The sequence below is a fragment of the Bradyrhizobium erythrophlei genome (assembly GCF_900129505.1).
GTDB classification, from domain to species: Bacteria; Pseudomonadota; Alphaproteobacteria; order Rhizobiales; family Xanthobacteraceae; genus Bradyrhizobium; species Bradyrhizobium erythrophlei_D.
In genome coordinates this window covers 2,116,182-2,127,840 of record NZ_LT670818.1, presented here as the reverse complement: position 1 = coordinate 2,127,840, position 11,659 = coordinate 2,116,182, and the positions used below count along the sequence as shown (strand labels likewise).

11 protein-coding genes are annotated in these 11,659 nt (G+C 62.7%); 8 read left to right on the top strand and 3 right to left on the bottom strand.

Going from position 1 to position 11,659, the window contains the following annotated elements; all coding sequences use genetic code 11:
• Positions 1 to 5: 5 nt before the first annotated feature.
• Positions 6 to 884, bottom strand: a complete 879-nt coding sequence (locus B5525_RS10000; RefSeq protein ID WP_079565861.1) for a DUF4339 domain-containing protein — start codon at positions 882 to 884, stop codon at positions 6 to 8.
• A gap of 241 nt (positions 885 to 1,125) precedes the next feature.
• Here B5525_RS10000 and B5525_RS09995 point away from each other — a divergent pair, with 241 nt between their 5' ends.
• From B5525_RS09995 to B5525_RS09980, 4 genes are all read left to right on the top strand, one after another.
• A complete protein-coding gene (locus tag B5525_RS09995; RefSeq protein WP_079565860.1) occupies positions 1,126 to 1,464 on the top strand; it encodes a P-II family nitrogen regulator in 339 nt (112 codons plus the stop codon).
• A 75-nt stretch (positions 1,465 to 1,539) separates the two neighbouring features.
• A complete protein-coding gene (locus tag B5525_RS09990; protein ID WP_079565859.1) occupies positions 1,540 to 2,847 on the top strand; it encodes an ammonium transporter in 1,308 nt (435 codons plus the stop codon).
• Between the two features lie 308 nt (positions 2,848 to 3,155).
• Positions 3,156 to 3,494 carry a P-II family nitrogen regulator gene (locus tag B5525_RS09985; RefSeq protein ID WP_008142813.1) on the top strand — a complete coding sequence of 113 codons (339 nt, stop codon included), beginning with the start codon at positions 3,156 to 3,158 and terminating at the stop codon, positions 3,492 to 3,494.
• Between the two features lie 39 nt (positions 3,495 to 3,533).
• A complete protein-coding gene (locus B5525_RS09980; RefSeq protein WP_079565858.1) occupies positions 3,534 to 5,066 on the top strand; it encodes an ammonium transporter in 1,533 nt (510 codons plus the stop codon).
• Positions 5,067 to 5,274: 208 nt separating this feature from the next.
• On the opposite strand, the gene B5525_RS09975 is transcribed toward B5525_RS09980, so the two are convergent.
• Both B5525_RS09975 and B5525_RS09970 read right to left on the bottom strand, forming a co-directional pair.
• On the bottom strand, positions 5,275 to 5,682 hold the full coding sequence (locus B5525_RS09975) for a type II toxin-antitoxin system VapC family toxin (protein WP_079565857.1): 408 nt from the start codon (positions 5,680 to 5,682) through the stop codon (positions 5,275 to 5,277).
• Positions 5,679 to 5,915 (bottom strand): AbrB/MazE/SpoVT family DNA-binding domain-containing protein, encoded by a 237-nt coding sequence (locus tag B5525_RS09970; RefSeq protein ID WP_079565856.1) that lies wholly within the window; start codon positions 5,913 to 5,915, stop codon positions 5,679 to 5,681. The genes B5525_RS09975 and B5525_RS09970 overlap by 4 nt, the downstream gene beginning before the upstream one ends.
• Positions 5,916 to 6,086: 171 nt before the next feature.
• On the opposite strand from B5525_RS09970, the gene B5525_RS09965 reads away from it, so the two are divergent.
• The 4 genes from B5525_RS09965 (at position 6,087) to B5525_RS09950 (ending at position 11,620) form a co-directional block, all read left to right on the top strand.
• Positions 6,087 to 7,301, top strand: a complete 1,215-nt coding sequence (locus tag B5525_RS09965; protein ID WP_079565855.1) for an aminotransferase class I/II-fold pyridoxal phosphate-dependent enzyme — start codon at positions 6,087 to 6,089, stop codon at positions 7,299 to 7,301.
• Between the two features lie 12 nt (positions 7,302 to 7,313).
• Positions 7,314 to 9,758: a DNA translocase FtsK gene (locus B5525_RS09960; protein ID WP_079565854.1), complete on the top strand. Its 2,445-nt coding sequence runs from the start codon at positions 7,314 to 7,316 to the stop codon at positions 9,756 to 9,758.
• 185 nt (positions 9,759 to 9,943) lie between these two features.
• Entirely contained in the window at positions 9,944 to 10,735 is a 792-nt protein-coding gene (locus tag B5525_RS09955; protein ID WP_079565853.1) for an outer membrane lipoprotein carrier protein LolA, read from the top strand.
• A gap of 69 nt (positions 10,736 to 10,804) precedes the next feature.
• A complete protein-coding gene (locus tag B5525_RS09950) occupies positions 10,805 to 11,620 on the top strand; it encodes an exodeoxyribonuclease III (RefSeq protein WP_079565852.1) in 816 nt (271 codons plus the stop codon).
• Positions 11,621 to 11,659 lie beyond the last annotated feature (39 nt).

The window sequence follows — 11,659 nt, the reverse complement described above, 5'->3', positions numbered from 1 at the left end:
CGCGTTCAGGCGTTGGCGAGCGTGCCCCTGTCGACCAGCGTCGTCTGCGACGCCAGCCAGCGGGCGAACCAGCGGTACGCCCACGGCAGCGGGATGATGAAGACGCTGAGGAGCGCCGTCACGATCGCCCGCCAAAGAAACTCCAGCCCGGTGCCGTTGAAAGCAACGCCGCGGCGCGTGCCCTCGATGTGACGGCACATCCAGCGTAGCTGCGCCACATAGACCCACGCCCACCCGATAATGGTGATGACGGAAAGGACGGCCAGCAGGCTCCAGCCAAGGAAGCCCCAGAATGAGCCCGAAAATCGAAGCCCCAGTGGTTGCCCATCAGAACTGAGGTTCGCGACGAACCATTTGATTAGCAGCCAGTAGAGCACAAACTCGCTGATGGTTACCGCCAGGTTGAGCACCTGGTTCTGGGTCCACGACGCCGCGACGAAAAGGACTACGAGGGCGTAGAACCACATCAGATCGACTGCGCGACCGGTGAAGGCGAGATTTGGCCGCTGGGGGATGCGGACGCAGGAAACGATCCAGCGGCAATACATCAGCAACGCCCACGGCACCGGGATAACGAACAGAAGGCTGACGAACAGCACCAGGCCGCGCCAAATGAAATCCCAGATTCCGAAATCGATCGAAAGCGAGCCGCCGCCATAGCCGCCGCTTACGGGCAGGCCGCCCGGTTGTGGCATCGCCAGGGGACCGCCACCCGCCAAAAGGCCCGGAACATCGCCGGCCTTTTGCCAATTCGCCATGCCCTCGGTCCAGACCAGCGTCTCCGGGGTCACTCTCCCGGTGGCTATCAAGTCGCGCAACTGCGCTTCCGAAACGGGCCCCTGCTGCTGCCCTTGGGACGCAAAGAACCAGGATCGGTCGGCCATGTTATCCCCCTCAGAACGCTGATGCGGGCGGGTGGGCCACAAGACCGCTGGCGATGAGATCGGATTTTGGTGAAATGTTCAGGCCCCAAGGGATGAGGCTATCCAACGAAGGTAATTTACCGCAATCGTTTTTCGGCTGGGACTGCAAACTTTTTGTGCCATTTGCGTAAAAAGATGCCAGAGTTGGGCCGGTGCAAATCTCGGCGCCCCACCGGAATTCGACAGAAATGAAAGCCAGACCATGAAGCTCGTCGTCGCCATCATCAAACCCTTCAAGCTGGACGAAGTGCGCCAGGCGCTGACCGCCATCGGCGTCCACGGCATGACGGTCACCGAGGTCAAGGGTTATGGGCGCCAGAAGGGCCACACCGAAATCTACCGCGGCGCCGAATATGTCGTGAATTTCCTGCCCAAGCTTCGAATCGAAATCGCTGTTGCGTCGGAGCTCGCCGCCAAGGCCGTTGACGTCATCACCTCGAGCGCGCGCACCGGCCAGATCGGCGACGGCAAGATCTTCGTGACCCCGATCGATCACGCGCTGCGAATCCGGACCGGCGAAACCGACAGCGACGCGCTCTAGAATCTCTGCATTTCCGTTGCGTCCGGCAACGACGCCGGAAATGCGATTCATCGAAAAATTGGCTGGGGAAATACCATGGGGGCACGTTCGTGTCGCGCAGCGAAGCTTGCTGCGCCAATCAGTGTTGCGGCGATCGCGGCGTTTGCGACGCCGGCTTTAGCCGAAACATCCGGGATCAACGCCGCCGACACCGCCTGGATGATCGTTGCGACGGCGCTGGTGCTGATGATGACGATACCGGGCCTGGCGCTGTTCTATTCCGGCATGGTGCGCAAGAAGAACGTGCTGGCGACCATGGCGCAAAGCCTCGCGGCCGTGGCCGTTATCTCCATACTCTGGGTGGCGTTCGGTTATTCGCTGGTGTTCGTCGGCGACGGTCCCTGGCTCGGCACGCTCGATCGCTGGTTTCTTGCCGGCATGACGATGGACGGCGTCAATCCGGCGGCGAAGACGATTCCGGAAGTGCTGTTCATGCTCTACCAGATGACTTTTGCGATCATCACCGTGGCCCTGGTGGCGGGTTCGGTCGCCGACCGGATGCGGTTTTCGGCGTATCTCCTGTTTTCCGTCGGCTGGTTCATCTTCGTCTACATTCCGCTGGCACATTGGGTCTGGGGCGGTGGTTTCCTCGGCGCCGCCGGCGTGCTGGATTTTGCCGGTGGCCTGGTGGTGCATCTGTCGGCCGGTGCCGGCGGCCTGGTCGCGGCCAAAGTGATGGGCCGACGTCATGGCTATGGCACCGAAAACCTGTCGCCGTTCGATCTGTCGCTCGCGGTGGTCGGCACCGGGCTGTTGTGGGTGGGCTGGTTCGGTTTCAACGGCGGATCGGCGCTGGCGGCGAATTCACGCGCGGTGATGGCGATCACCGCTACCCATCTCGCCGCCTGCGCCGGCGCGCTGACATGGGGCGCGGTCGAATGGTCGATCCAGCGCAAGCCGTCGGTGCTCGGCATGATTTCCGGCGCGGTCGCGGGTCTGGGCACGATCACGCCGGCTTCCGGATTCGTTGCGCCCTGGCACGGCATTGTCATCGGCATCGCCGCCGGGCTGATCTGCTTCTGGGCCTGCACCACGGTCAAGCGCCGCTTCAACTATGACGATTCGCTCGACGTGTTCGGCGTCCATGGCGTCGGCGGAATGACCGGGATCCTGCTCGCCGGGGTGTTCGCCACCGCCTCGATCGGCGCGACTTCCGGCCTGATCGAAGGTAACCCGCAACTGCTGCTGATCCAGCTCTACGGCGTCGGGGTCACTTTGGCCTGGTCCGTCGGCGTCACCTATGTACTGCTCAAGCTCGTCAGCGTCTTCGTGCCGCGGCGGGTTTCCATGCAGCAGGAGCTCGAAGGCCTCGATATTTCGCAGCATGGCGAGGCCCTCCAGTAGAGTTCCCCATCAGGATACCGTTTATCTGCCCTTGCGATGGGCATCTTTGTGTCGGGGGTCCGACACGCCTGTGTTTTGATCACACCTGATTAGTTTTTAGGCGCGACGGAATGGCGCAGGTCGGACCGATTCCCGCCAAGTGCGAAAAGGCGCGCGTTCATAGTCCGTTAGGGAACCTGACTGATCTGGCACGGCATTTGATTCTAAGGGTTCTGGCTGTGCCCGCGTAGTGAACTTTCTCCGCGTGGTGAACCTCAGTCGAGAACGCCCGGTCGCGTCTGGACCGGGCCCAAGCGGGGATAGGACCCATGAAAATTGTTATGGCGATCATCAAGCCATTCAAGCTGGAAGAAGTCCGTGACGCCCTGACCGCCATTGGCGTTCACGGTCTCACGGTGACGGAAGTCAAGGGATATGGCCGCCAAAAAGGCCATACGGAAATTTATCGCGGTGCTGAATATGCTGTGAGTTTCCTGCCCAAGATCAAGATCGAGGTCGCTGTCGCCTCGGACCAGGTCGACAAGACCATCGATGCCATCACGTCTGCCGCGAAAACCGGACAGATCGGCGACGGCAAGATCTTCGTCATCAACCTCGACCATGCGGTTCGCATCCGCACCGGCGAGGCCGATGCCGCGGCCCTCTGATTTCGCGCTCACCCAATTTACCAATCAGGAGTTAAACAGATGACGTTCAAACGTCCAACAAGCGCGGGATGGGCAATCCTCGCTATCGGAGCGCTCTGCGCCGTAGGCTTCGTCGATGCCGCGCTCGCGCAGAATGCGGCACCCGCCGCGGCTCCGGCGGCCGATGCAGCCGCCGCGGCGGCGCCTGCCGCCCCCGTTCCCAACAAGGGCGATACCGCCTGGATGCTCGTTTCCAGCGCGCTCGTTCTGATGATGTCGATTCCCGGCCTCGCCTTGTTCTACGGCGGTCTCGTCCGCACCAAGAACATGGCCTCGATCCTGACCCAGGTGTTCGCGATCGTAGCCATGGTCGGCGTTGTCTGGACGCTCTACGGCTACTCGCTGGCCTTCACCGATGGCGGCAGCATGACGCCCTGGATCGGCGGCCTCTCCAAGGCGTTCATGCACGGCATCGACGCCAATTCGACCGCGGCCACCTTCTCCAACGGCGTCGTCATTCCGGAACTCGCCTACTTCGTGTTCCAGATGACGTTCGCGATGATCACCCCGGCCCTGATCGTCGGCGCTTTCGCCGAACGCATCAAATTCTCGGCCGTGATGCTGTTCATCCTGCTGTGGGTAACCTTCATCTACTTCCCGATCGCGCATTGGGTTTGGTACGTCGCCGCTCCGGATGACGTCGCTGCTGCTGCCAAGGCGCTTGCCGCCGCGACGGATGCCGCGGCCAAGACGGCGGCCCAGGCCAAGCTCGACGACGTCACGGGTGCTGTCGGCTGGCTCGCCGGCGCGGGCGCTCTCGACTTCGCCGGCGGTACGGTCGTGCACATCAACGCCGGCATTGCCGGTCTGGTGGGCGCGCTGATCATCGGCAAGCGTACCGGTTACGGCAAGGACCTGATGGCTCCGCATTCGCTGACCATGACCATGATCGGCGCCTCGCTGCTGTGGGTCGGCTGGTTCGGCTTCAACGCCGGATCGAACCTCGAGTCCAACGGCACCACGGCGCTGGCCTTCGTCAACACCATGGTGGCCACCGCGGGTGCGGCGCTGTCCTGGCTGCTCTGCGAATGGATCGTCAAGGGCAAGCCCTCGCTCCTGGGCATCTGCTCCGGCGCGGTGGCGGGTCTGGTGGCGGTGACGCCGGCTTCCGGCTTCGCCGGCCCGATCGGGGCGCTGGTGCTGGGCCTGGTCGTCTCCCCCGTCTGCCTGTTCTTCGTCAGCGCGGTGAAGAACTCGCTCGGCTATGACGACGCCCTGGACGTGTTCGGTGTCCACTGCATCGGCGGAATCATCGGTGCGCTCGGCACCGGCATTCTGGTCAATCCTGCCCTCGGTGGCGTCGGCATCACCGACTACACCAACATCACCGGCAACAACGCCGGTACCTACGACTTCGTCGCCCAGATGATTTCGCAGGGCAAGGCCGTCGGAGCCACGCTGCTCTGGTCCGGCATTGGATCGGCGATCCTCTACAAGTTCGTCGACGTGATCGTCGGTCTTCGTCCCTCCGTGGAAGCAGAACGCGAAGGTCTCGACATTACCGATCACGGCGAGCGCGCTTACAACTATTGAGTTCTCCCGGGGCGCGATCATCTCGCGATGGTCGCGCCCAGAACTACGGTTCGGGCACATACCCGGCAATGCCCTGACCGTTGAGGGGCTCCAGCGCAAGTTGGAGCCCCTTTCTTTTTTCTCTGTACGGAAGCGTTGTTTTTGCGTGTATCGAAGCACAGAAGCCGGGCGCGTTCCGGACGAAGCACAGCCTTAGCCCGCAATGCGCTCAATCGGCTTCGGGGGCGATCAACTCCACGGTCGGAAAATAACTACGGTACCGCCGCGCGTCGCGCGTCAACAGTGGCAATTGCTCAACCGCGGCATGGGCGCCAATAAAAAAATCGGCAAGTACGCCGGTGCGAATCCCGCCCGCACTGCGGTATCGCGTGTAAGCCTTGCCGGCCAGAAACAGAGCCGCCCACGATATCGGAGCTACGGTGATGCCGGCGCTGACGAGCGCAGCTTCAAAATCTTCAATGCTGGGATAGCGAGTCGATGTCTCCGCATAAATAACGTCATTGATCAGCAAAGATCCTTTGAAGGCGGCTTGCTCCAGCCGGGTTAGCGACCACCCGAGCCATTTTGGATCTTCCGTGAAAACATCGAGCAGCACGTTGGTGTCGACAAGCGTCACAGGTCATTCCCGCGAAGCAACGCCATGATTTCGTCGGTGGAAGGGCCGGGACCCGCGCTGCCAATCACCTTCGCGAACCGGCTTGGCCGACGCGTCCCATCGGCTTTCTCGATAAAAATGCTGCCGTCGTCGGCGCGGCGGAAGACGATTTGGCTGCCGGGGCCGATTCCAAGTTGGTCGCGAACCGGTTTTGGGATCGTCACCTGCCCCTTACGGGTGAGCTTGCTTGCCATGGCGGGCCTCTAGAAGTAATACTCGATGAGCATGTGGTAATACCTTGCAAATTGTCCAGCTCCGTCGATGGTTAATCGCGTCTTAACCTCGCCGTATCTATGGTGGTTTGATCCGTCTCCGGCCGGTCTCGCCCAGCGAGCGGCTGCCCAACAATGCTGGCGCTTTAAAGTATGGCAATGACCGCTTCATCCCGTGCGCCAGAGCGCGCCGGCAGCAACGAAAGCGAGCGCTCGCCATTCGCCCGGCTGACCGAATTGCTGGCCCCGTACCAGCCCGGTAAGCCCTTGATTACGCTGTCATTGGGCGAGCCGCAGCATCCGGTTCCGGCGTTCGTTGGCCCGGTGCTGGCGAAACATATCGCCGATTTCGGCCGCTATCCCATGGCCAGGGGCATCGAGCCGTTCCGGCGGGCGGCGGCGAGCTGGCTTTCCAGCCGGTTCCAGCTGCCCCGGGCGGTCGATCCCGAGGCCGAACTTCTGGTGCTCAACGGCAGCCGCGAGGGATTGTTCTTCGCAGCGCTCACCGCGGCCCGCTTTGTCCGCGAACGCCGGGGCAGGCCGGCGATTCTGATTCCGAATCCGTTTTATCCCGCTTACGCCGCGGGCGCCCGCGCCGCAGGCTGCGAGGCGATCTTTCTGCCGACCACGCTGGCCAATGGCTTTCTACCCGATCTCGATGCGCTCGATGACGCCACGCTGGCCCGCACGGTCGCGATCTACATCGCCTCGCCCGCAAACCCGCAAGGCGCGGTTGCCCCGAAGGAATATTTCAGCCGTCTGAAAACCCTCGCCGACCGCCATGGTTTCATGATCCTGAGCGACGAGTGTTATTCGGAAATCTACACCAAGCAAGCGCCCGGCAGCATGCTGGAATGCGCCGGGCCTGATTTCACCAATGTGGTCGCGTTCCAGTCGCTGTCGAAGCGCTCGAACCTGCCGGGCATGCGGGTCGGCTTTGCCGCCGGCGACAGCAAGTTTCTCGGCATGTTTCACGAGCTGCGCAACGTCGCAGCGCCCCAGGTGCCGGTGCCACTGCAGCATGTCGCGATCGCGGCCTATGGCGACGAGGCACATGTCGAGGAAAACCGCCGCCTCTACCGCATGAAATTCGATCTCGCCGACCAGATCCTCGGCAATCGCTATGGCTATGTCAGGCCGGCCGGCGGCTTCTGCGTCTGGCTCGACGTGTCGGATCGCGGCGGCGACGAGGCGGCCACGGTGAGACTCTACAAGGAAGCCGGCGTGCGCGTGGTGCCCGGAAGCTACCTGGCGCGGCCGCAACACGACGGAAGCAATCCCGGTGCCGGCTATATTCGCCTGGCGCTGGTCGCGGACAGCGAAACGACAGCCGAGGCGTTGCACCGGCTGGTGGAAATTCTGGATTAGTCGCGAAGGCCCATGAGCATGCCGGCGATCGAACGTGTCATTCCCCTGGTCGGCCAGTTGCCGGCCGTGATCCGCGAGGCCCTGACGCGGCGCCTGCGCGAACTCGCAGGCCTCGGCCTGATCGGACTCTCGGGCTTGGCGGCGGCAGCGCTGATGACCTGGTCGGTGCAGGACCCGAGCCTCAGCCATGCGACGTCGCGCGCCATCCGCAACGTCCTCGGTTATCCAGGCGCAATCGCCGCCGATCTCCTGATGCAGATTATGGGTTTGGGCGCGATCATGCTGATCCTGCCGGTCGCCATATGGGGCTGGCGGATGTTGACCCATCGCGGCTTCGACCGCGAGGCGCTGCGAATCGGTTGCTGGATCCTGTGCGCGGCGATCGCTGCGGGTTTTGCCAGCTGCTGGCCGCATGGCGGCGCGTGGCCGCTGCCGACCGGACTCGGCGGCGTCGTTGGCGACGCGCTGGTACGCGCGCCGGCGGTGGTGTTCGGCCCGCCCGGTCTGCTCTATCGGCTGGTGCTCGGGACTATCCTGTTCGCGGCCTGCGTCGCGGCATTCTTGTTCGCGAGCGGCATGGGCTCGCGCCCGCAGGAGGACGATTTGACCTCGATCGAGGACGATGAAACGCCGTTCGAGGAAGACGAAGACGCCGGTTCGGTGTCGCTGGGATGGGCGTTTCACGCCGCGATGAGCGCGAAGGCGCGGCTGTGGCGGTTGTTGACGCTGGCTTATGGCTCGCTGGTCTCAAGCGCGGCGACGCCACGCCCGCTCTCGTTCGAACGCCAGGAGCCCAGCCTCGGCCGCACGGCGCCATCATTGGCCCCGCGGGCGGAAGAAGAACTCGACGACGAGGAAGACGACGAGGAAGAGGGGGCGCCCGCCGCCCGCGCTCCGCGCAAGAAGGCCGCGGCCCGTGCGCCGTCGCGCAAATCCTCCGACCGGTTCGAACTGCCGCCGGTTTCCGTGCTGACCGCGCCGAGGGCCTCCGACCGCCAGCCGCTCAGCAAGTCGGAGCTGGAATCCAATTCGCGCGCGCTGGAAGGCGTGCTCGGCGATTTCGGCGTCCGCGGCGAAATCGTCAAGGCTCATCCGGGTCCGGTGGTGACGCTGTACGAACTCGAGCCCGCGCCCGGCATCAAATCGTCGCGGGTGATCGGGCTTTCCGACGACATCGCGCGATCAATGAGCGCGCTCTCGGCGCGCGTCGCGGTGGTTCCCGGCCGCAACGCTATCGGCATCGAACTGCCGAATCCGCATCGCGAGAAGGTCTATTTGCGCGAATTGCTGGCGATCAAGGACTATGCGGAAACGGTCGCGAAGCTTCCGCTATGTCTCGGCAAGAATATCGGCGGCGATTCCATCATCGTCGACCTGGCGCGCATGCCGCATCTGCTGATCGCGGGCACCACCGGCTCCGGCAAATCGGTCGCCATCAACACCATGATCCTTAGCCTGCTGTACCGGCTGCGTCCGGATCAGTGCCGCCTGATCATGGTCGATCCCAAGATGCTTGAGCTCTCCGTCTATGACGGCATTCCGCATTTGCTGACGCCGGTCGTGACCGACCCGAAAAAGGCCGTGGTCGCACTGAAATGGGCGGTGCGCGAGATGGAAGAGCGCTACAAGAGGATGTCGAAGCTCGGCGTGCGCAACATCGACGGCTACAACGCTCGCCTGCTGGAAGCCAAATCCAAGGGCGAGGAACTGACGCGCACGGTGCATACCGGCTTCGACAAGGAGACCGGCAAGGCGATCTACGAGGACGAGAAGCTCGATCTCGACCCGCTGCCCTATATCGTCATCATCGTCGACGAAATGGCCGACCTTATGATGGTCGCCGGCAAGGACATCGAAGGCGCGGTGCAGCGCCTGGCGCAAATGGCGCGCGCCGCCGGCCTGCACGTGGTTCTCGCCACGCAGCGCCCCTCAGTCGACGTCATTACCGGCACCATCAAGGCGAACTTCCCGACCCGCATCTCATTCCAGGTCACTTCGAAAATCGATAGCCGCACCATCCTCGGCGAGATGGGCGCCGAACAGCTGCTCGGACAGGGCGACATGCTCTATATGGCCGGCGGCGGCCGCATCAGCCGCGTGCACGGGCCCTTCGTCTCGGACGAAGAGGTTGAGAAGGTGGTGCGTCACCTCAAGACGCAGGGTCAGCCGGAATATCTCGAAGCGGTCACCGCGGAAGAGCCCACCGACGAAGACGGTGCGGTGTTCGACTCCACCAGCATGGGCAGCGATGGCGGCGGCGACCTGTTCTCGCAGGCGGTGGCGATCGTCAAGCGCGACCGCAAGGCCTCCACCAGTTACATCCAGCGCCGGCTGCAGATCGGATATAACCGCGCAGCCTCGCTGATGGAGCGTATGGAACTCGAGGGCATCGTCGGCCAGGCGAATCACGCCGGAAAACGCGAGATTCTGGTCGAGGAGGAAGAAAGCGGCTTTTGAGTGGAAGCACCCGGCCGAAGGATTTTGCGAGATTGGAATTTAATTTTCACGGAAAAACGTTATCTCCTTTAGTCGAAATCACGATAAAATAGGCGATAGCCCGACAGGATCCCGCGTTGAATAGAAATCCAAAACTTCCTGGAAATCCAAAACTTCGAAGGGCCCGGCCAACCGCCGGGGGCGGCATGCGCCATGGGCTGATATTGCTGATTACGGCATCCGTGGTCTGCGTTGCCGTCGCACCATCCGCTTCCGCGCAGAACCTCCCGATACCAAAGCCCGCGCCGAAGGCACGCGACCGCGTACAGATGGGTGCATCGGAACAGCAGAAAGCGCCGGTCACGACCGGTGCGACTTCGGCGACGCCGCCGGACCCGGTGATTCCGGATCCGCGGCGGAATATTCCTGCCAGCATTTTTGCGAGCTTCGATGCCGGCCAGAAGGCCCAGGCCGCCAAGGTGAGCGCCTATTTGTCGTCGCTGCAGACACTGGCCGGAAATTTTGTGCAAGTAGGTCCCGACGGCAGCAAGACCAAGGGCGACTTCTACATCCAGAAGCCCGGCAAAGTGCGCTTCGAGTATGACGATCCGAGTCCGATCGACATCATCGCCGACGGATCGGCGGTGGCGGTGCGCGATCGCAAGCTCGCGACCCAGGACATCTATCCGCTATCGCAGACGCCGCTGCGCTATCTGTTGTCGGATCGCATCGACCTCATGAAGGACACCAACGTCGTCAGCGTGACGTCCGATGACCTCTTCGTCAGCGTCACCATCGAGGAGAAGCAGGCGCTGATCGGCACCAGCCGACTGATGCTGATGGTCGGCGCCAAGGACGGCCAGCTCAAGCAGTGGACGGTGACCGATCCGCAGGGCTATGACACCACGGTCGCGATCTACAATCTGGACTCCTCGAGGAAACCCGATCCCAGCCTGTTCAAGATCGACTTTACCAACTACGGAACGCCGCCCGGCTGAAAATCATTCTTGATTGCCGGGCAGAGACGTGCGTCTTCAATCGCACGTTTTCCTGCCCAGCCGGACGCCATGCGCTTCTCTCTGACAACCTGGAATATCAATTCGGTGCGGTTGCGCATCGACCTCGTCGCCAAATTCCTCAAGGCGGTGCGGCCGGACGTGCTGTGCCTGCAGGAAACCAAATGCATCGATGACGCTTTCCCGCTGAAGCGCTTCAAGCGCTTGGGCTATGAGCACGTCGCGCTGAACGGGCAGAAGGGCTATCACGGTGTCGCCGTGGTTTCGAAGCTGCCGTTCGAGACCACGGATATCCGCACCTTCTGCGACAAGATCGATTCGCGGCACATCACGGTCGCCTTCGGCGAAAAGGCGCAACTGTCGAAACCCCTGGTCGTGCATAATTTCTACGTTCCGGCCGGCGGCGATATTCCCGATCCCGCGCTCAACCCGAAATTCGAGCACAAGCTGCAGTTTCTCGACGAGATGAAGGCCTGCGAGCCGTTGCATCCGCGCGGCGACGACCGCCATATCCTGGTCGGCGATCTCAATGTCGCGCCGCACGACAACGACGTGTGGTCGCACAAGCAGCTACTGAAGGTGGTGTCGCATACCCCGATCGAATGCGAGAAGCTGTTGGCAGCGCAGGCGCATGGCGAATGGTTCGACGTCGCGCGCGAGCGCATTCCGCTGTCGGAAAAGGTCTACACCTGGTGGAGCTACCGCGCCGCGGACTGGACGGTGGGCGATCGCGGCCGAAGGCTCGATCACATCTGGGTCTCGCGCGCATTGAAGGATGGCGTCAGCGATTTCCGGATCACGCGCGATGCGCGTGGCTGGGAGCGGCCGTCCGACCATGTGCCGGTAACGGTGACGCTGGAGGTGTGAGTCCTTCGAACTCTATTCCCACGCCCTGTAGAGCCGGTG